The following is a 19,731-nucleotide window of genomic DNA, read 5'->3' on the forward strand; positions in this document are numbered from 1 at the left end:
CCACGGCCTCGATAGTGCCGTGTGCGCCGCCGCCGCGCCAGCCGCCCCTGTCAGCGCGGCTGTTCCCGGTCCAGCGGGATTTCCAGGTGCACGGTCTGGAATCCGTCGTGCGGGCCACGCGCGTCGTGCACGACCCGGCCGAAGGTGCGCCAGAACTCCAGCGCGCCGGGCGTCCGGGCGTCGGTATGCAGGTACAGCTTCTGGAACGACGGCGTGGCTCGCACGTGCTCGACCGCCGCTTCGACCAGCCGGGTGGCCAGCCCGCGCCGGTGGTGTTCGGGCCGGACGTACACCCGGAACAGTTGCGCGGTGGTCGCGTCCGGATAGGCCAGGGCGAGCTCGGCCGGATGCGGTGGGTGCGCGGGCCCCTGCGCCCGGATCGCCGTGGTCGCGACGATCGCGCCGTCGTGTTCGGCGACCCAGAGCCGATGGCGGGGGTCGCGCAGGTACGCGGTCTCCGGATCGATGACGTCCTGGTGGTATTCGGGCAGGTAGCCGATGCCGAACACGCGGTAGAAGGTGTCGAGCATGACGCTGCGCGCGCCCGGCAGATCCGCGGGTCCGGCGGGCCGGACGAGGTAGCCGGTGGTGGTCGCGGTGGTCATCGCACCCGCTCCAGTTCCCGGTCGAGCACTTCCAGTCCCTCGACCGCGACCGGCCCCGGTCCGGTGTAACCGAAGGGCGCCACGATGATCCGGTTGTCGCGGATCGCGCGCAGCCCGGCGAGTTCGGGCCGCTGGCGCAGTGCGGTGCGGACCGCGTCGGGTGTCTGATCGCCCTGGGTGAGCAGGACGATCACCGCCGGGTCGCGGGCGATGAGGGTCTCGGTATTGGCTTCGAAGTTGCGCTTGTCGATGCCGCCGTAGATGTTGTCCAGACCGAGGATCTTCATCTGGGCGTCGACGGTGCTCTTGGCTCCGTAGGCCTTCAGCTGCGCGCCGTCGCGGGAGATGATCAGCGCCGCGGCGGGGGTACGGGTGGCGGTGGCCAGATGCCGCTGGGTGACGGCGTCGACCCGGCGCTGCAGGGCGGCGACCTCGGCGTCGGCGGCACCCGAGGTGCCGAAGAGCTTGCCGTAGAGCGCGATATCGGCGAACACGTCCTCGAAGGTGCCCGCCGCGTCGCGGCAGTAGCCACGGGTCACGATCAGCGGGATGTTCACCTGGGCGAGGTCGTCCGGGGTCACCGAGAGACCTTCGACGCTCACCACCAGGTCGGGGGATCGGCTGATGATCTCCTCGCGCGCGAGTTCCGCGGTGGGCGCGGTGATCTCGATGCCGTGCAGCCGATCGCCGTATTCGCCGGGGAAGGCGGCGGCTTCGAAGGTGCGGGTGACGATGCGGTCGGCCGCGCCCGCCGCGGCGATCAGCGGTGCGGCGATGGACCCGACGGTGACGACGCGCTGCGGCGGCGCGGTGAAGGTGACCTCGCGGCCGCAGCTGGAGATCGACATCGGGAAGCCGTCGGCGGCCGGGGTGGTAGCTGGTGCGGGTGTGCCGCAACCGGCGACGACGGCACTGGTGAGCAGGGCTAGAACGGGCAGCGTCGCACGGCGCGACGAGTGGACACCTGAGAACACGGTGATCGGGTTTCCTTTCGTGGAGCGAAGAATTCAGGAGGCGGAGGGGGCCTGCAAGCGGCGGATGAGCACCAGCAGCAGGGGCGCGCCGACGGCGGCGGTGACGATGCCGATGGGCAGCTCGCGCGGTGCGAACACCGTCCGCGCGGCCACATCGGCGACGACCAGGAACAACGCCCCGAGCAGACCGCTGACCACCAGCAGCTGCCGGTGCGCCGCACCCGCGCAGAGCCGGGCGACGTGCGGCACGATCAAGCCGACGAAGCCGATGGCCCCCGCGACGGCCACCACCGCGCCGACGGCCAGCGCGACGATCAGCAACGCCCACAACCGGATCCGGTTCGGGGCGACGCCGAGCGTGCGCGCGGTGTCGTCGCCCGCGGCCAGCGCGTCCAGGCGCGGCGCCAGCAGCAGCACCGCGACGGTGGTCGCCGCGACGACGGCCACCGTGGTCGCGACCGAGGACCACGCGGCGGGCGCGAGCGAGCCGAGCAGCCAGAACAGCACGGTCCGCGCGCCTTCGGGCCGATCGGAGGCGAAGATCAGGAAGCTGGTCGCCGCGGCGAAGATGTAGCCGATCGTGACCCCGCCGAGCAGCAGCCGCAGCGAGGTGAGCTGCCCGTTGATCCGCGCGATGAGGAACAGCAGCGCGGTGGCGGCCAGCGCGCCCGCGAACGCGCTCGCCGCCAAGGCCGTCGCCGTGGTCGCCGCGGTGATCCCGAACAGCAGGTACACCGCGGCGCCGGTCGAGGCGCCGGAGGTGACGCCGAGGATGTGCGGATCGGCGAGCACATTGCGCACCACGGTCTGCAGCACCGCGCCGGTGATCGCCAGCGCCGCCCCGACGAGTGCGCCGAGCAGCACCCGGGGCACCCGCACCAGCCAGACGATGGAGTCCTGCGCGGCGGTCCAGTCGGCGGTCACCGGGTGCCCGATCGTGTGGTGGCCGATGATCCGCGCGACCGTGCCCGGCGGCACCGCCACCGGCCCCAGGCCCGCGGCCACCAGCAGTGTCACCACGAGTGCGACGGCGAGGCCACCGGCCAGCAGGAGCGCGCGGCCCCGGTGCCTGGCATGGTCGAGATCGTCGACCGTCGGTGGGGCTGTGAGCGTCGCGGTCATCGCGCAACCGCCTCTCGGTTCGCGGGCGACGACGAGTCGGCCCTTGGTGTGTGGGGGTCGTCGGGGTCCGCTGCGGGCGCTTGCGCCTGCACCGATGGGTCGGCCGGAACTTCCGCCGGTGCGCCGGATAAGGCGGCTGCCGGTTGGTTGGCCGGAACGGCTGTCGGTTCGTTGGCCGGGGCGGCTGCAGGTTGGTCGGTTGCTGCGGTTGTCGGTTCGTCGGCGGGGGAGGTCGGTTCGTCGGTGGGGCCGAAGAGCAGTTGGATCGCGCCGAAGGCGGTGGTCCGCCGGACCGGGATGCCGTAGACGGGTTCGAGGACGTCCGGGGTCAGGACTTCGGACACGGTGCCCGCGGCGGCGACCCGGCCGCCGTCGAGCAGGACGAGCCGGTCGCAGTAGCGCGCGGCCAGGTTCAGCTCGTGCAGCACCACGATGGTGGTGGTCGCGGTGAGGCCGCGGACCAGGCCGAGCAGCTCGTGTTGGTACCGGATATCGAGGTGATTGGTCGGTTCGTCGAGCAGCAGGTGGTCGGCCTGCTGGGCCAGCGCCCTGGCGATCAGGACACGCTGACGTTCGCCGCCGGACAGGGTCGCGAACCGGCGCTCGGCCAGCGCTCGCGCCCCCACCTGCTCGAGCGCGGCCGCGGCGGCGATCCGGTCGGCGCGTGAATACCCCTGGAACGCACCGACCCACGGCGATCGGCCGAGCAGCACCGTCTCGGCGACGGTGACCGGCGTATCCGGCGGCGCCTCCTGGGCGACCACGGCGAGCCGGCTCGCGAGCGCACGGCCGCGCAGCTGTTCGACCGGCGTCGTGTCGATCACGACGGTCCCGCCCGCCGGGCGCAGCGCGCGATACATCAGCCGCAGCAGGGTGGACTTGCCGGACCCGTTGGGCCCGATCAGCCCGATGGTGGCGCCCCGCTCGACCTGGAAGGTGATGCCGTCGAGGGTCGTTCGGCCGTCGTAGGTGAAGCGGATCTGGTCGACGGTGATCATCGCGGAGTGCTCTCTGCTCGGGAGTGGGACGAGGGGTGGGCGCGTTCGCGTGGCTGGGTGTCGACGGCGGGCCGCCACGAGTGGTGCACCGTGACCGAGCAGGCGAAGCTGTCGCAGATCCGCCGCGCGGCGAGGACCTGTTCGCGCAGCCGGGAATCGCGGTCGGCCAGCAGGATTCCCGTCGTGGTGCCGCTGTGCGCGACGACGACGCCGAGCGCGCCGATCCTGCGGGCCGCGCGGATCGTCGCGTCCAGGTGGGGGCGGTCGCGCAGCGTCGTGCTCAGCACCGCGCTGCGGGTGGCCACGGCCCCGATCCCGGCGAGGTCGCCGCGCGCGACCGCGACCCCGAGCTCGCTCAGCAGCCGGTCGTATTCGCCCTTGGCGGCCGGCCCGAAACGCGGTTCGGCACGGTTGAATTCGACGGTGTCGACCGCACCGCCCTCGTCGCCGGTGACGATCGTCAGCGGCGGCAGGGTGCCGAGCCGGGCGAGCAGCCTGACCTCGCGATGGAAGTAGGCGACGGTGCCCGGGTACATGACGCCGTCGGAGGGTTCGATGGCGCGCAGGTCGGCCTCGAGCTCGTCGACGGGCACGGTGCGGCTCTCGGCGTCGGCGACCGCGCGGGCGGTGGCGACGAGGTCGGCGGTGGAACTGGCCAATCCCTTGCCTTCGGGCAATTCGCTGTGCAGCGTCAGCCGTCCGCCGCGCAGCACGCGCGACCGGGCGACCATCGCGCTCGCCAGCCGGCGCGCCTTCGACTTCTGTTCCGGCACCACGGTGATGCCGTCGCCACCGGGTTCGAAGACGGCCACGGAGCCGCGCCGGATCGGCAGGGTGACCAGGAAGTGCCGATCCCGCGTGGTGACGCCTTGCAGGAGTTCCCCGCAGCTGCCGTAGGCGCGCCCGACGCCGATCCCGGACGCGGTGAGGTCGGTGGTCATCGGTTGCACCGCCTTTCGCCAGGAGCGTCGCCGCTGGTGGGTGCTGTTGCCGCCGGGGCTCGGCCAGGGGCGCCGGTCCCGGTGGTGCCTTGCGTGCACGCCGGGGGAGCCGGAGAGGCGGTTCCGGGCTCGGTGGTCTCCGCGCCGGGGCCGGGCAGTACGTGGCGATGGTGGAGTCGCAGGAGGGCGAGCGCCGACAGCAATCCGGCCGAGGCGCAGAGCACCGCGGGCGGCCAGGTCAGCGGTCCACCGGCGCGATCGAGCACCGCACCGGTCACCGAGGTGGCCACGACCGTGAACACCCCCGACGCCAGATAGAACGCGCCGAAGTACGTGCCGGTCAGCCGATTCCCGGCGAAACGACCGATCGCCTCGTTCACGAACGGCTGCACCGCCGTCACGCCGAGCGCCAGCAGTACCGCGGCCGCCACCACGGGAGCGACCCGGATCACGGTGCCCGCCAGACCATCACCCGCCGCCGCGACGAGTCCCGCCACGGCGGGCGGCAGCAGGAACGACGCACCCATGATCGCCATGCCGAGCGCCATCGCGGGCCCGCGATGCGGTCGGCGCGCCAGCACCGTGGTGACCCGCACCTGCAACGCCACCACCGCGATCGTCTCCACTACGAACAGCGCGGCGACCGCGGCGGGACCGTGCCCAGGCCCAGCGCTGTCCTGCGCCTGCAGGGTGAACACGAAATAGATCTGGCTCTGGAGCGCGAACATCGGCATCACGGCGAGGGTGAACGCCCAGAACCGTCGATCGGTGAACACCGTCGCGAAGTCGGCCCCGACCCCACCGTCGTGCCGTGGCACCGGACGGGCAGGGAGCAGCAGCCACTGCACCACCGCGAGCACCGCGAAGATCGACGCCGCGACCAGCGCGGACAGCCGGAAGCCCGCCGCGATCAATACCGTGCCGAGCACCGGACCGATCGCGGAGCCCGCGTTGCCGAACACGTTGAACAGCGCGAACGCCTGCGCCGAGCGGGCGCCGCTGTCGCGGGTGATGAAGGCCCGGACCGCCGGATTGAACAGCGCCCCGGCGAAACCCGTGAGCACCGATGCCGCCAGTACCACCGGCAGCGACCCGCCGACGGCGAACAGTGCGAAGCCGAGCGCCCGGACGGCGAGTCCGGTCATGATCACGCCACGGGCGTCGAGCCGGTCCGCCGCCGACCCGCCGACCAGGAACAGGCCCTGCTGGCTGAGGTTGCGGACCCCGAGCACCACCCCGACCACCGCCGCCGACAGCGCGAGGTCGTCGAGGAGATATTCCGCCAGGAACGGCACCAGCAGGTAGAAGCCGATGTGTCCGACGAGGTGGTTCACCAACAGCAGTCGCACGGCGCCCGGCATCGTGCGGAAGGTCGCGAGCCCGCTCATCCGGCGGCCCTCACGACATCCGGCTGGAAAATCGTTGTCCCGGTGACACTGCCGACGATCCGGGTCACGCCGTCACCTCTGCCGCGGGATCGCGGACGACCGCGCATCGGCCCCAGCCGGTCACTTCTGACCCGGTAGGCGAGGCGAGCTCCGTCGGTGCGTGTGCGTGCGCGCCGAGCAGGTCGTTGGCGTGGCACCAGGCGTCGTCGTAGATGGTGCGCAGGTAGCGGTGCGGTCCGTCGGGGAACACCGTGAGTACCCGGGCTTGCGGTGCGCGCTCGGCCGCCCAGCCCGCGACCAGCGCGGCGGCGCCCGTGCTCCAGCCGCCCGCGATCCCGGTCGAGGCCGCGAGCCTGCGGCACGACGCGACCGCTTCGCGCGCCCCCACCCAGTGCACCTCGTCGAAGTCGGCGTAGGCCACATTGCGGGGCAGGATGCTGCTGCCGAGACCACGCATGAGCCTGCGCCGATCGGGCTGGCCGAAGATCCGGGAACCGACTGCGTCCACCCCGATCACCCGCAGCCGGGGCCACCGGGTGCGCAGCACCCGGGTGAGACCGGCGCAGTGTCCACCCGAGCCGATCGAGGCCACGAGCACGTCGACGGTGTCGACCTGGTCGAGGATCTCCTCGCCCATCGCCCGGTAGCCGTCCGCGTTGTCGGGGTTGTCGTACTGGTCGGGCCAGTACGCGCCCGGCGTCGCGGCGAGCAGTTCGGCGAGCCGGTCCAGCCGGGCGCGCTGCCAGCCGCCGGTCGGGTGCGGGGTGCCGACGACGTCGAGCGCGATCCCGAAAGCCGAGAACAGCGCGCGCAGTTCGGGTTCCAGCTCGTCGTCGACCACCAGCAGGACCGGATGCCCGAGTGCCTTGCCCGCCAGCGCCAGCCCCAGGCCCAGGGTGCCGCTGGTGGACTCGATGATGGTCGCGCCCGGCGCGAGCTCGCCGCGGGCCGCGGCGGCCCGCAGCATCGACACGGCCGCGCGGGCCTTCATGCCCGCGATGCTCGCGGCTTCGAGTTTCGCCGTGTACCAGCTGTTTTCGGTGCGGATCGGCACGGCGGGCGTACCGCCGATCAGCTGGAGCAGGGCGGGCTGCGGTGTGGTCATGAGCGCTCTCGATAGGTGACGACGGTGCTCGGTCCGCCGTCGAGGGAGAAGAACGGGTAGGGCTCGGCCGAGATCGCGTGCACGCCGGCGCCGAGGAACCACGGCAGCACCGCGCTCCCGGTCTGGGCGAACATCGCCAGCGGGAGATCGCGCGCGAGCGCGATGCCACGCAACGTGTCGAAACTGCTGTTGCCCAGGGTCATTCCGGTGACCAGCAGGGCGTCGTAGTCCGACGGCGCCGCCGCGACGGACGCGTACACGGGCTCGCCCCACTCGGTGACGCCGCCCGCCAGATCACACGGCAGATACTCGATCGCCCGCGCCCGTAGTTCGGCCAGCAGCGAGCCGACCACCCCGACTACCAGCACCCGGCCGACCCCGGCGGGCAGCAGATCGACCACGGCCGCGGCCCGGCGACGTGATTTCGTCAGCGAGGTCGGCCCGTCGATCACCACCGGTTCACCCGTCGCGCCCGCCGCGTGCGGATGCGGCCGCGCATGCATCAGGTAGGCGTCCAGCGCGGCGATCCTGACCTCGGCGCGCGGATGCGTGAGCAGCTCGGCGAGCGAGGCGGCGACGCAGTCGTCGACGAGTTCGGCGGTGGCCGTGCCGGGTTCGAGCCCGCACGAGCCGACGGCGGCGCCGAGCCGGATGCTGAGCACCTCGTTGCGGTAGCTCCGCGTCCGGCCCGCGTGCCGGGTGCCGTAGGTGGTGCGGAACGCGGTCGAGGCGTGCAGAGACACGGCGTCGGGCCCGAGCAGACCCGTGCGCGCCCATTCGGTGAGTTCGGCGACCGAGGTGGGACAGGCGGCGACGGTCATGCCGCACCGCCCGGTGCGGCGAGCTCGAAACGCAGGTCCCCGATCAGTTTTCGCGCCAGCTCACCCGCGCCACCCGGCGCCGCGTCGGTGACCATGACATGCCCGAGGTAGCTGTTGTTGTCGGTCGCGGGCCGCACCTGCGCGCCGGGTGCCGCGAGGGTGTACTCCACGATCCGGGGGTGCTCGGCCCAGTGCTGCGTGCCGTCGACGCGCCGAGCACACCGGTCCCGGTGGGTACGGCGAACGCGACGGCCGCGCTCGCGACCTCGGTACGGCGCGGCGTCAGATCCGGGATTTTGCCCGCGGCGACCTCGGCATACGTCGCGGCCAAGTCGATTCCGGTGACGTGCCGGATGAGTTCGGTGATCCGGTTGCCCGCGGGCCGCGGATTCACCTCGATCAGGCGCGGGCCATCCGCGCCGAGCTTGATCTCGGTGTGCGCGACGGTCGCGTCCAGACCCAGCGCGGCGACGGCCGCCCGCGCGAGTGCGACGACGGCATCCGTCTCGGCCGCCGGCAGCGCGGCGGGGAACATGTGACCCGATTCGATGAACGCGGGCGCGCCGGTGAGCTGCTTGTCGGTCACCCCGATCACCGTCGTGTGGCCACCCACGGTCACCGTTTCGACGCTGAATTCCGGTCCGTCCACACACTCTTCGAGCAGCACTCGCGGTGAGCGGCGCTGGCCGCGCGCGTTCACCGGGAACCCGGCGATCCGGTCCACCGCGGCACGCAGTTCGGTCTCGTTTTCGACCCGGCGCACGAACATCCCACCGCACAGATCGACCGGCTTCACCACCAGCGGATAGCCGAGACCCGTAGCCGCGCCGGCGATCTCGTCCCAGTCCCGCGCGATCTCGAAGGCGGGCCCCGCGACACCGGCGGCCCGGCAGATCTGCCTGGTCCGGTACTTGTCGCACGCGTCGGCGACGGCGGTGCGGCCCGCGCCGGGCAGACCGAGATCGGCGGCGATCGCGGCGACCGTCGGCAGGTAGTAGTCGCAGGAGGTGAGCACGCCGTCGAAACCGAAGACCTCGTGCAGTTTCCGCACGTAGGGCAGCAGCGCGGCCTCGTCGTTGGTCTCGGCGGTGAACACGTTGTCCGCGGCGAGCAGGGGGTGCGGCGAGGGCGTTCCCGGCCGGAGATAGTGCGCGAGGTCCCTGGTCAGGAAGCTGAATCTGTGTCCGGTGTCCCTGATTCCCGCCGGTAGCAGGGTGCTCATCGAGCCGACCCAACTCTCCACCATCAGCAGATGTCCCACGTAGCCTCCCAGCCTCGAGCAAGGTGCTAATGATAACCATTATCGTTAGAATGGCGACAGTCGAGCGCTCGCTCGACCGGAAATGATGAGGAAAGACCGCATGTTGATGAGGAAATTCGTTGTGCCCGCCGTGCTTTCGCTGGCGGCGTTGACGGTGGCCACCGGCCCGGCGCAGGCTCAGCAGCCGGAGCGGCCGGTCTCGTTCACGGCCCACGCCACCGAGACCGCGTCGATCATCGAGGTCGAGCAGGGCGCGCTGGTGGTGGACAACGGCGCGTTGCAGGTGCGCAACGCGGCGGGCACCGTCGTGGCCGCGACGCCGCTGACCTTCGCGGTCGATGATTTCGAGTTCCCGATCGCCGCCGAGATCACCGGCCGCACCGCCACCCTCACGCCCCAGCTGAGCATGGACAAGGCCGTCTACAAGCCCGTCGCCCTGCCCTTCGAGGACAAGGCACCGTGGAAGTCCGAATACGACCGTGAACAGGCCGCCTGGTCACGGATGACCAGCACCCTCTCCCTCGGTGCTTCGATCGGCACCCTCGTCGGCGGGCTCGGCGGCGCCGCCGTCGGCTGCGTGCTCGGCGGCATCATCGGCGCGACCGTCGCCTCGGCCACCATCGTCGGACTGTTCGGCCCGTTCCTGCCCGCCGCCGCGGTCGGCTGTATCGGTGGTGTCCTCGCCATCGGTGCCCTCGGCACCGTGGCGGGACAGATCTTCGTGACCGCTCCGGTCGCGCTCGGTGCGGCGATCCAGTACTTCACCACGATCAACCAGCCGTTCACCCCGCCCGCCAAGTAGGCGAGGGTCCCGCGGCCCGCCGGTCGCGGGACTCTAAGGGTTTCCCGAGGAAATTCGTTACCGCCGCAAATGGCTGCCGGAACGCATTACGCTGCGGCTATGAGCACTACCGTCCATGGATTCACCGATGATGCGCTCGGCATGCTGGATGCCGTCGGGGTCGCCGCGGCGTTGCGCGCGGGGGAGGTCAGCCGGGCCGAGGTGCTCGAGGCCGCGATCGCGCGGACCCGGCGGGTGGATCCGAGTCTGGACGCGGTGCAGGTGGCCTGCTTCGAGCGGGCCGCGTCGACGCCGGAGACCGCGGGCGTGTTCGCCGGCGTGCCCGCCTTCGTCAAGGACAACACCGATATCGCGGGGCTGCCCAGCTGCCACGGGTCGGCCGCGTTCACCCCGCGGGCGGCCACCGCGACCAGCGGTCCCGGCGCGCAGTTCCTGCATTCGGGCGTGGTCGTCATCGGCAAGTCGACGCTGCCGGAGTTCGGGCTCACCGCCAGCACCGAGTTCACCGGCCGGGCGCCGACCCGCAATCCGTGGAACATCGAATACTCCGCGGGTGCGTCCTCGGGTGGTTCGGCGGCGCTGGTCGCGGCCGGGGTCGTGCCGATCGCGCACGCCAACGACGGTGGCGGCTCGATCCGGATCCCGGCCGCGGCCAACGGCCTGGTCGGGCTGAAGCCGACCCGCAACCGGTTGCTCGACCAGCCGGGCGCCCGGCAACTGCCGGTGCACCTGGTCACCGAGGGCGTGGTGACCCGGTCGGTGCGCGACACCGCGCACTATCTGGCCGCCGTCGAGCGGTTCGGCGCCAACCCGAAGCTGACGCCGATCGGCCTGGTCGAGGGGCCGAGCGCGCGGCGGCTGCGGATCGGGGTGATCAGCGAGGACGTGCTCGGCCGCCCGGTGCACCCCGACAATGCCGCGGTGCTCGCGTCGGCGGCGCAGATTCTGGCGGGTCTCGGCCACGAGGTCGTCGAGATGCGGCTCGACGTGGAACCGCGGTTCGTCGAGGACTTCAAGCGGTACTGGGCCATGATGGCCGCCGCGATGACGCTGTCGTTCCGGTTCGGCCACCGCGATCACTTCGACGCGGGCAAACTCGATCCGTTCACCAACGGCCTGATCGGGCTGGCCAAACGCAATCCGCTCGGGGTGGCCGCGTCCACCTGGCGGCTACGGTCCGGAACCGCCACCTACGACCGGCACTTCACCGATGCCGACGTGCTGCTCACCCCGGTGCTCTCGCATCCGGCGCCGCGGATCGGCGAGCTGGCGCCGGGCCAGCCCTTCGACGAGCTGTTCACGAAGCTGGTCGACTACGTGGGCTTCACCCCGCTCAACAATGTCGGCGGCGGGCCCGCGGTGTCGCTGCCGCACGGTCTGCTCCCGCACGGGCTGCCCGGCTCGATCCAGCTCGCCGCCCGCCGGGGCGACGAGCGATCGCTGCTCGACCTGGCCTACCAGCTGGAGGCGGCGAGTCCGTTCCCGCGCATCGTCGACCGGACGGCGGCCGAGGGCGCGGCCTGATCAGCTCTGGCGTACCGCGACATTGATCGGGCGCAGCCGGCCCGGGCTGACGGTGCCCGCCTCGAACGCCCAGTGCTCGCCGTGCCAGCCGGGGAATTCGGTGTGCCAGCGGCCGACCAGGCGTGGGTCCTCGAGCGAGGCGATGACACCCGCCGAGCCGGTGTACTGCAACCGCTCGTACTTGTGGCGGGTGATGGTGTCGACCGTGGCGACGGTGGCGAGGGAAGACATGACGATCCTGTCGGGAGTGCGAAAACGGTGATTGACTGACGAGGCGCGTCCGGTCCGATGGTCCGGATGCCGCGGTGGCGCGTCACCGCTCGCTGCCGAGTATGCCGCGCGACGCGACACTACGCGGGTTCTTTTGAAAATCCTGTTCTTCGGATTAACCGTTACCCGTCATCGCCCGGTAACGATCACCACGACGGGCGCACGCGGCCGGGCGTGACCATCCGGGCGATGGCGTTTCTGGTCTGCGCGAAGGTCGCGGGGCCGAGGGTGTCCGCCCAGCGCGCGGCGAATTCGGCGGCGGCCGCGTCGGCGGCTCTGGTGCAGGCCCAGCCGCGGTCGGTGAGGGTGATCAAGCGGGCGCGCGCGTCGCGGGGATGCGGGTTGCGGTCGGCGTAGCCCTTGGTGACCAGCTCGTCGACCAGCTGGCTGGCCGCCTGCTTGGTGACGCCCAGATGCTCGGCGATCTCGCCCACGGTGGCGCCGTCGGGCGCCATCCGGACGAACGCGAATCCGTGTGCCGGGCGGATGTCGGTGAAGCCCGCGCCGGTGACGCCCGCCTGGATCGCCGTGCTCACCTCGGCCGCCGCTGCCAGCAGCAACAGGGGTAGATCGGTTGCGGGTGGCGGTTTCTCGGGCACAGCGGCCATTCTGGCACTTGACATGATAGTCAATCTACTTGACTATATGGACAAGCTAATTGACTATCCGAAAGAGGCGCCCATGCCGGTCATCCGTTCCGAAGACGCTCAGGTTCACGAGATCCACAACGCCCGGTTCACCTCGCTCATCCGCCCCGGCACCGGCAGTGCCGAACTCTGCGTCTGGCAGACCGAGGTCGCGCCCGATTCGGCGGGTGTCGCGCACCGCATCCTGGGGGAGGAGACCTTCGTGCTGCTCGCCGGCGAGGTCGAGATCACCATCGATGGCGACACGGCGCCGATGAAGCAGGGTGACGCCGCCGTCGCGCCCGCCGGGTCGACGATCGGCCTCACCAATGCGACCGCCGAGCCCGCGGTCCTGCTGGTGTCGGTTCGCGTCGGCTTCTCCGCGGAACTGCCCGATGGCTCGACTTTCGTCCCGCCCTGGGCATCCTGAACCGTCGCAGCGTCTGTTCCTGCCGTTGAACTTGAAAGTTCGGTAACCCGAACAATATAATTCTGGAATGAAGGTTGGGTTTCACCGCACGCCGGGTTCGCCGCGGCACAGGTTCGTCGCGGCGGCTGTTCTGGGTGTCCTGGCGTTCTCGCTGACCGCGTGCGGTGGAGTCACCGCCGATGACGACGGGAAGAAGGTGGTGCTCACCACCTTCACCGTGCTCGCCGACATGGCGCGCAACGTCGCCGGCGAGCATCTGCGGGTCGAGTCCATCACCAAGGTCGGCGCCGAGATCCACGGCTACGAGCCGACGCCCGGCGACATCAAGAAGGCGGCCAAGGCTGATCTGATTCTGGACAACGGGCTCAATCTGGAGGCCTGGTTCGCCCAGTTCGTCGCCGATCTGAAGGTGCCGCACGCGGTGGTCAGCGAGGGGGTGACCCCGATGGACATCGGCGAGGACGCCTACCGCGGCAAGCCGAATCCGCACGCGTGGATGTCGCCGGTGAACGCGCAGATCTACGTCGACAACATGGTCCGCGCCTTCACCGACCTCGACCCCGACCACGCCGAGGCCTACCGTGCCAACGGCGCCGCCTACAAGGCCCAGCTCGGCGCCGTCCGCGACGATCTGGTCGCCGCCGTGAACACCCTGCCCGCCGATCAGCGGGCGCTGGTGACCTGCGAGGGCGCGTTCTCCTACCTGGCCCGCGACACCGGTCTCACCGAGAAGTACATCTGGCCGGTCAACGCCGAGCAGCAGGCGACGCCGCAGCAGATCGGCTCGGCCATCGATTTCGTCCGCCAGCGCGGCGTGCCCGCCGTGTTCTGCGAGTCGACCGTCTCCGACGCGCCGATGCAACGCGTGGTCGAAGCCACCGGCGCCCGTTTCGGTGGCACGCTCTACGTCGACTCGCTCTCCGAGGCGGACGGCCCGGTGCCGACCTACCTCGAACTCATCCGCCACGATGCGAACACCATCGCCACCGCACTCGCCGGAGCCCCGAAATGACCACCGCGCCTGTCGTCGAGATCCAGGACGTCACCGTTCGCTACGGTGACGTGCTCGCTCTCGACAATGTCGAACTGACCCTGAAATCCGGCCGGGTCTGCGGCCTGATCGGGATGAACGGCTCGGGCAAGTCGACGTTGTTCAAGACGATCATGGGGCTGGTCACCCCCGACCGCGGCCGCGTGCTGATCAACGGCAGCGCGCCCGTCGCGGCCCGCAAGGCGGGCAGCCTCGGCTACGTGCCGCAGTCCGAGGACGTGGACTGGAGCTTCCCGCTGTCGGTGCGCGATGTCGTGATGACCGGCCGCTACGGGAAGATGGGCTTCACCCGCCGGGCGAGCAAGGCCGATCGGGCCGCCGTCGCCGAGGCGCTGGCCCGCGTCGACCTCACCGAACTCGCCGATCGTCAGATCGGCCAGCTCTCCGGCGGTCAGAAGAAGCGGACGTTCGTGGCCCGCGGGATCGCGCAGGAAGCCACGATCCTGTTGCTCGACGAGCCGTTCGCCGGCGTCGACAAGCGCTCGGAGGCCACCATCACCGCGCTGCTGCGCGAACTCGCCGCCGACGGCGCGACGATCCTGGTGTCGACGCACGACCTACACGCCCTCCCACAACTGGCCGACGAGGCCGTGCTGCTCAACCGCCGGGTGCTCGAGCACGGCGACCCCGATGTGGTGTTGCGACCGGAGAACCTGGCCAAGGCCTTCGGGCTCGACGTGGACGCGTGAGGAAGAACCGATGAGCCTCGAAGAATTCTTCCTCGATCCACTGCGCTACGAGTTCATGGTGCGCGCGCTCGCGACCACCGTGACCGCGGCGGTGGTGTGCGCGGTGCTGTCGTGCTGGCTGGTGCTGATCGGCTGGTCGCTGATGGGCGACGCCGTCTCGCACGCGGTGCTGCCCGGCGTGGTGCTGGCCTACATCGTCGGCTGGCCGTTCGCGGTCGGCGCGGTGATCTTCGGCTTCCTCGCGGTCGCGCTGATCGGCGTCGTCCGCGATACCAGCCGGGTGAAGGAGGACGCCGCGATCGGCATCGTGTTCACGACCCTGTTCGCGTTCGGCCTGGTGCTGGTGTCGGTGACGCCGAGCCAGACCGACCTGAACCACATCGTGTTCGGCAACCTGCTCGGCGTCAGCCGCGGCGAGATGATCCAGATCATGATCCTGGCCGCCATCGTGCTGGCGGCGCTGGTGCTGAAGCGCCGCGACTTCACCCTCTACGCCTTCGACGCCACCCACGCGCACGCCATCGGGCTGAACCCCCGGATCCTCGGCACCGCGCTGCTGGCGCTGCTCGCGCTGACCTCGGTGGTGGCGCTGCAAGCCGTCGGCGTGGTGCTGGTGGTGGCCATGCTGATCATCCCGGGCGCGACGGCGTACCTGCTGACCGACCGGTTCGCCCGGATGCTGATCATCGCGCCGACGGTGTCGGTGGTGTGCGCGGTGACCGGTCTCTACCTGAGCTACCACCTCGACACCGCCGCGGGCGGCATGGTGGTGGTCACCCAGGGCGTGGCCTTCACGCTCGTCTACCTGTTCGCGCCCCGGCACGGCATCATCGGCCGCAGGCTGACCGCCGCGCGGGCGCGCGCGAAAGTCGCCGTCGCGAGCTGATTTCGGCGAATCCGCCGCGCGGACAACGATGCGCGACGCACCATGTGATCTGGAACATGTTCCAGTTGCCTCCGGCTGTCGGCCGCTGCGGCACGTGGGGAAAGGTCGCTCGATGTTCGGACTCGGGATTCTCGATTCCGTCGCCCTCTCGCTGGACGCGCCCGACGGGCGTCCGCGCGAGGTCCGGCGGGCCCAGCAACTGGCGGTGTGGCAGGCCGTCTACTGCACCGGTCTCGCGCTCGTGACCATCCCGGCCACGCAACTGCTACCGGCCGATTCGCCGCTGTTGCGCTACGCGGGCTTCGCCTACGCCGCCGCGATCGCCACGGTGCTGCTCGCGGTGCTCACGAGCGAATTCGCCAACCGCAGCCGGTACGTGCACGCGCTGGGGTGGTACGGGTCGGCGCTGATCGTCGGCGTCGCGCTGTTCGGCTTGTTCACCCTGCCCGCCGCCGTGGTGTCGGTCGCGGTCATCACGCTGCTGGACCGGCCCGCGTCCACCGCCTGGTTCGGGGTTTCCCGCACCGCGGAGCCGGTCGCGTTCTGCCGCCGGGCGACCCTGCCGCCCTGGGCCGCACCCGTCGCGCGACCGGTCGGGGAACGGTGGAAGGCACTGCTGGCCGAGCGGTGAGTGTCGGCGGCTGCTGGCAAGATGACGGCCATGAAGGCCACTGGGGAGGATGTCCGGGCGATCGTCGCCGCGCTACCGGAGACGGTGGAGCAGTTCGCCTGGGGCATGCCGATTTTCAAGGTCGCTGGCAAGCTGTTCCTGACGCTGCCCGAGGACGAGACCTCCATGGCGGTGCGCTGCCCGATCGTGGACCGTGACGAACTGGTCGTCGCCGAGCCGGACAAGTTCTGGATCGCCGCGCACGAGGCGGGCAATCCGTGGGTCCGGGTTCGGCTGGCCGCCCTGGACGATCGCGCGGAACTGACGGCGATCGTCACCGACTCCTGGCGGCTGGCCGCGCCGCGGGCCCTGCTCGAGAACGTGGATCAGTAGCCACGGTAGCCTCGGAACTCCTATGGCACTCAGCGCAACCCTGCATCATTTCGCCGTCCAGCTCGCCGACGTCGACCGTGGCGTCTACGAGGACCTCGAGCTGCGGGTCGCCCGTCATCCGTCGGAAACCCCCGAGTACATGCTCACCCGCCTCCTCGCCTACTGCCTGCAGTACGAGGAGGGCATCGTCTTCAGCGAGGGTGGCATCTCGGCCACCGACGAACCCGCCGTGCAGATCCGGGATCTCACCGGCCGGGTCACCGCCTGGATCGAGGTCGGTGCGCCCGACGCCGAGCGCGTGCATCGCGGCAGCAAGCTGGCCGGTCGCGCGGCGGTCTACACCCATCGCGATCCGGCGAAGGTGCTGGCGCAGTACGCGGGCAAGAAGATCCACCGCGCCGAGGACATCCCGCTCTACGGCATCGACCGCGGGTTCATCGACGCGGCCGTGCCGCTGATCGATCGGCGCAACACCGTCGGCCTCTCGGTCACCGAGGGCGTGCTCTACCTGGACCTCAACGGGACCAGCCTGCGCGGCGACATCACCGAGTACCGGCTCGGCCAGGTCTGACCCGCGATCCGGGCCCGTGGCCTATCCTCGGTTCGGACAATTGACCAGGAGGTTGCCGGTGCCCAGTGTCATGAGCAGGATCGTGCTCCCCGCCTTCCTGCGGATCACCCGGCGCAATCGCCGCTACCTCGACGCCGAGGTCGCGCGCGAGCACGTTCGCAAGCTGAGCGCGGCGCCGGTGGACTATGCCCCGCCCAAGCGGTTGCGCGGGGTGGCGGTGTCGATGGTCGAGGATCGCGGCTGGCCGGTCTACACGCTCACCCCGGCCGAGGGTGACTCGCGCGGCGGGCTCGTCTACGCGCACGGTGGTGGCTGGGTCGGCGAGATCGCGCCACAGCACTGGCAGCTCGCGGCCCGGCTGGCCGCCCAGTTGCGGCTGACCGTCACGGTGCCGATCTACCCGCTGATCCCGTCGGGAACCGCCGCGCAGGTGATTCCGCGGTTCGCCGAGATCGTCGCCGCGAGTGCCCAGCGCCACGGCACCACCTTCGTGGCCGGGGATTCCGCGGGCGGCCAGATCGCCCTGTCGACGGCCCTGCACCTGCGCGACACCCGGTCGATCACGCTGCCACGAACCGTCCTGATCTCCCCCGCGCTCGACCTCACGCTGGAGAATCCGCAGATCACCGAGGTGCTGCCGCGCGATCCGTGGCTGGGTCGCGACGGCGCCCTGGTCTTCGGCGAACTGTGGAGCGGCGAGCTGCCGATGAAGGATCCGATGGTCAGCCCGCTGTTCGGCGACCACACCGGCCTCGGCCCGCTCACCGTGTTCAGCGGCACCTACGACATCCTCAACCCCGACACCCGGTTGCTGGTGGACAAGGCGCGCGCGGCGGGCGTCGAGGTCGACTACCACGAGGCCGACGGCCTGGTCCACGTCTATCCGCTGACCCCCACCCCCGAAGGCGCCGCCGCCCGCCGCACCATCGTCGAGACGCTGCGCGCCCATCTCTAACGCTGGGACAGATGCAGGTTGAGCAGGATGGTGAGCTGGGTGACGGCCTGATCGAACGGGTGCGGGGACTTGAGCGCACGGCTGTGCACGATGGTGCCCTCGATGGTGGTGAGCAGGAAGCCGGCCAGGGAGACGGCGGTGGCGCGTTCGATGCCGGTCGCGACGATGCCGTCGGCCAGGCGCGCGGTCCATTCGGCGAAGGCCTGGCCCGCGATCGACTGGACGGCCGGATCGAGTTCGTCCAGCGCGGCGGCCATCATGAACGAGCCCGCGCTGTAGTCGGACTTCTCCAGCGGAATGCGCCAGAAGGCGAGCAGGTCGGTGAGCCACTGCTGGACCGAGGGCGCCGTCTGCAGGGCGTCGGCCATGGTGCTCACGTGCGAGTAGACCAGCCGCGAGACGATCCGGCCCGCGGTCTGCACCAATTCGCCCTTGCCCGAAGGGAAGTGCTGATACAGCGAATTGCGTGAGGTGTTGCTGCGTTTGAGCAGTTCACTGAGCGCGGCCGCGTGGACGCCGTGCTGCTGGACGGTGCTGATGGTGTGTTCGATCAGTCGGGCGCGTGGTCCGGCTGCCATCCGATCTCCTCCCAACCCTTGATTGAACCGATCGGTCCATGTTAGACCTATTCCAGCGTGAACCGATCGGTTCATATGGAGAGGATGCCATGCCCACCCCCATCGCCACCGCAGTTCCGGTCACCCATACGGGAATTCTCGGCCTCGGCGTGTACCGCCCGCGCCGGGTCGTGCCCAACGCCGAGATCGTCGAGGCCATCGATTCCACCGACGAGTGGATCAAGACCCGCTCCGGGATCGCCGCCCGGCACTGGGCCGAGCCCGACGAGACCATCGTCGGGATGAGCGTCGCGGCGGCCCGTGACGCGCTGACGGCGGCCGGCGTGGCGGCCGCGGAGATCGACGTCGTCGTGCTCGCGACGTCGTCGCAGATGGTGCTCGGTCCGTCGGCGGGCGCGGTCGTGGCCACCGAACTCGGCATGGACGACACCGCCGCCTACGACATCTCCGCCGGCTGCGCGGGCTTCTGCTACGCCCTGGGCGACGCCGCGAACCTGGTGCGCTCCGGTCAGGCCCGCAAGGTCCTGGTGATCGGTGTGGAGCGCCTGTCCGACCTGCTCGACACCTCCGACCGCAGCTGCGCGTTCATCTTCGCCGACGGGGCGGGCGCGGTGGTCGTCGGCGCGGCCGAGCAGGAGGGCATCGGCCCGGTCGCCTGGGGCTCGGACGGCAGCCGGACCTCGGCGATCAAACAGGACAAGGACTTCCTCGAGTACTTCGCCGAAGTTGCCGCCGCGGAGGCGAACGGTGGCACGTCGGTGCGCCCGTACATCCGGATGAACGGGACCGAGGTGTTCCGCTGGGCCGTGACGTTCCTGGAGAAGGCGTGCCGGGCCGCGCTCGATCGCGCCGGTGTCGAGGCGGCCGATCTCGACGCGTTCGTCCCGCACCAGGCCAATATTCGCATCACCGACGCGCTGGTGCGCACTCTCTCGGCCTGCCCGAGTCGGTGGCCGTCGCGCGCGACATCATCGAGACCGGCAACACCAGCGCCGCGTCGATCCCGATGGCGATGGAGCAGCTGCTCCGCTCCGGCGGCGCGAAGCCGGGCGACACCGCGCTGCTGCTCGGCTTCGGTGCGGGCCTGGCCTACGCGGGTCAGGTGGTGCACCTGCCGCCCATCGCCTGAGC

The 19,731-nt window shown here is 70.8% G+C and carries 22 protein-coding genes and 2 pseudogenes; 11 read left to right on the forward strand and 13 right to left on the reverse strand.

Going from position 1 to position 19,731, the window contains the following annotated elements:
* Nucleotides 1–50 precede the first annotated feature (50 nt).
* The 10 genes and pseudogenes from NV348_RS22985 to NV348_RS23030 all read right to left on the reverse strand — a co-directional run.
* Entirely contained in the window at nt 51–605 is a 555-nt protein-coding gene (locus tag NV348_RS22985; RefSeq protein ID WP_447148750.1) for a GNAT family N-acetyltransferase, read from the reverse strand.
* Entirely contained in the window at nt 602–1,579 is a 978-nt protein-coding gene (locus NV348_RS22990; RefSeq protein WP_447148751.1) for an ABC transporter substrate-binding protein, read from the reverse strand. The genes NV348_RS22985 and NV348_RS22990 overlap by 4 nt, the downstream gene beginning before the upstream one ends.
* A 33-nt stretch (nt 1,580–1,612) precedes the next feature.
* Nucleotides 1,613–2,701, reverse strand: coding sequence for a FecCD family ABC transporter permease (locus NV348_RS22995; protein WP_447148752.1), 1,089 nt, complete (start codon nt 2,699–2,701; stop codon nt 1,613–1,615).
* Nucleotides 2,698–3,699, reverse strand: a complete 1,002-nt coding sequence (locus NV348_RS23000) for an ABC transporter ATP-binding protein (RefSeq protein ID WP_447148753.1) — start codon at nt 3,697–3,699, stop codon at nt 2,698–2,700. The genes NV348_RS22995 and NV348_RS23000 overlap by 4 nt, the downstream gene beginning before the upstream one ends.
* Nucleotides 3,696–4,640: a GHMP family kinase ATP-binding protein gene (locus NV348_RS23005; protein WP_447148754.1), complete on the reverse strand. Its 945-nt coding sequence runs from the start codon at nt 4,638–4,640 to the stop codon at nt 3,696–3,698. Before NV348_RS23005 ends, NV348_RS23000 begins: the two co-directional genes overlap by 4 nt.
* Nucleotides 4,637–6,028: an MFS transporter gene (locus NV348_RS23010; protein WP_447148755.1), complete on the reverse strand. Its 1,392-nt coding sequence runs from the start codon at nt 6,026–6,028 to the stop codon at nt 4,637–4,639. The genes NV348_RS23005 and NV348_RS23010 overlap by 4 nt, the downstream gene beginning before the upstream one ends.
* A gap of 64 nt (nt 6,029–6,092) precedes the next feature.
* Nucleotides 6,093–7,133: a PLP-dependent cysteine synthase family protein gene (locus NV348_RS23015; RefSeq protein ID WP_447148756.1), complete on the reverse strand. Its 1,041-nt coding sequence runs from the start codon at nt 7,131–7,133 to the stop codon at nt 6,093–6,095.
* A complete protein-coding gene (locus NV348_RS23020) occupies nt 7,130–7,954 on the reverse strand; it encodes a hypothetical protein (protein WP_447148757.1) in 825 nt (274 codons plus the stop codon). Before NV348_RS23020 ends, NV348_RS23015 begins: the two co-directional genes overlap by 4 nt.
* Nucleotides 7,951–8,124: a hypothetical protein gene (locus tag NV348_RS23025; RefSeq protein ID WP_447148758.1), complete on the reverse strand. Its 174-nt coding sequence runs from the start codon at nt 8,122–8,124 to the stop codon at nt 7,951–7,953. Before NV348_RS23025 ends, NV348_RS23020 begins: the two co-directional genes overlap by 4 nt.
* A gap of 185 nt (nt 8,125–8,309) precedes the next feature.
* Nucleotides 8,310–9,200: pseudogene (locus NV348_RS23030) on the reverse strand (ATP-grasp domain-containing protein); the annotation flags it as partial.
* Between the two features lie 115 nt (nt 9,201–9,315).
* Here NV348_RS23030 and NV348_RS23035 point away from each other — a divergent pair.
* Both NV348_RS23035 and NV348_RS23040 read left to right on the forward strand, forming a co-directional pair.
* Entirely contained in the window at nt 9,316–10,017 is a 702-nt protein-coding gene (locus tag NV348_RS23035; protein WP_447148759.1) for a DUF8020 domain-containing protein, read from the forward strand.
* A 99-nt stretch (nt 10,018–10,116) separates the two neighbouring features.
* A complete protein-coding gene (locus NV348_RS23040) occupies nt 10,117–11,541 on the forward strand; it encodes an amidase (protein ID WP_447148760.1) in 1,425 nt (474 codons plus the stop codon).
* On the opposite strand, the gene NV348_RS23045 is transcribed toward NV348_RS23040, so the two are convergent.
* Both NV348_RS23045 and NV348_RS23050 read right to left on the reverse strand, forming a co-directional pair.
* Nucleotides 11,542–11,772: a hypothetical protein gene (locus NV348_RS23045; protein ID WP_447148761.1), complete on the reverse strand. Its 231-nt coding sequence runs from the start codon at nt 11,770–11,772 to the stop codon at nt 11,542–11,544.
* Nucleotides 11,773–11,957: 185 nt separating this feature from the next.
* Nucleotides 11,958–12,419, reverse strand: coding sequence for a MarR family winged helix-turn-helix transcriptional regulator (locus NV348_RS23050; RefSeq protein WP_447151126.1), 462 nt, complete (start codon nt 12,417–12,419; stop codon nt 11,958–11,960).
* A 37-nt stretch (nt 12,420–12,456) separates the two neighbouring features.
* Here NV348_RS23050 and NV348_RS23055 point away from each other — a divergent pair, with 37 nt between their 5' ends.
* The 8 genes from NV348_RS23055 (at nt 12,457) to NV348_RS23090 (ending at nt 18,022) form a co-directional block, all read left to right on the forward strand.
* A complete protein-coding gene (locus tag NV348_RS23055) occupies nt 12,457–12,867 on the forward strand; it encodes a cupin domain-containing protein (RefSeq protein WP_447148762.1) in 411 nt (136 codons plus the stop codon).
* Nucleotides 12,868–12,934: 67 nt separating this feature from the next.
* On the forward strand, nt 12,935–13,879 hold the full coding sequence (locus NV348_RS23060; protein ID WP_447148763.1) for a metal ABC transporter substrate-binding protein: 945 nt from the start codon (nt 12,935–12,937) through the stop codon (nt 13,877–13,879).
* Complete coding sequence (locus NV348_RS23065) at nt 13,876–14,607, forward strand: metal ABC transporter ATP-binding protein (protein ID WP_447148764.1); 732 nt, start codon at nt 13,876–13,878, stop codon at nt 14,605–14,607. Before NV348_RS23060 ends, NV348_RS23065 begins: the two co-directional genes overlap by 4 nt.
* A 10-nt stretch (nt 14,608–14,617) precedes the next feature.
* Nucleotides 14,618–15,493 carry a metal ABC transporter permease gene (locus NV348_RS23070; protein WP_447148765.1) on the forward strand — a complete coding sequence of 292 codons (876 nt, stop codon included), beginning with the start codon at nt 14,618–14,620 and terminating at the stop codon, nt 15,491–15,493.
* Between the two features lie 112 nt (nt 15,494–15,605).
* On the forward strand, nt 15,606–16,124 hold the full coding sequence (locus NV348_RS23075; protein ID WP_447148766.1) for a hypothetical protein: 519 nt from the start codon (nt 15,606–15,608) through the stop codon (nt 16,122–16,124).
* 30 nt (nt 16,125–16,154) lie between these two features.
* Nucleotides 16,155–16,496: an MmcQ/YjbR family DNA-binding protein gene (locus NV348_RS23080; RefSeq protein WP_447148767.1), complete on the forward strand. Its 342-nt coding sequence runs from the start codon at nt 16,155–16,157 to the stop codon at nt 16,494–16,496.
* A gap of 22 nt (nt 16,497–16,518) precedes the next feature.
* A complete protein-coding gene (locus NV348_RS23085; RefSeq protein WP_447148768.1) occupies nt 16,519–17,067 on the forward strand; it encodes a YaeQ family protein in 549 nt (182 codons plus the stop codon).
* Nucleotides 17,068–17,125: 58 nt separating this feature from the next.
* Entirely contained in the window at nt 17,126–18,022 is an 897-nt protein-coding gene (locus NV348_RS23090) for an alpha/beta hydrolase fold domain-containing protein (RefSeq protein WP_447148769.1), read from the forward strand.
* Here NV348_RS23090 and NV348_RS23095 read toward each other — a convergent pair.
* A complete protein-coding gene (locus NV348_RS23095; protein ID WP_355276659.1) occupies nt 18,019–18,600 on the reverse strand; it encodes a TetR/AcrR family transcriptional regulator in 582 nt (193 codons plus the stop codon). The two genes, NV348_RS23090 and NV348_RS23095, sit on opposite strands and share 4 nt — an antisense overlap.
* 89 nt (nt 18,601–18,689) lie before the next feature.
* On the opposite strand from NV348_RS23095, the pseudogene NV348_RS23100 reads away from it, so the two are divergent.
* Nucleotides 18,690–19,729, forward strand: a pseudogene (locus tag NV348_RS23100) (beta-ketoacyl-ACP synthase 3).
* Nucleotides 19,730–19,731: the final 2 nt, after the last annotated feature.

It is taken from the genome of Nocardia fodinahabitans, assembly GCF_052983615.1.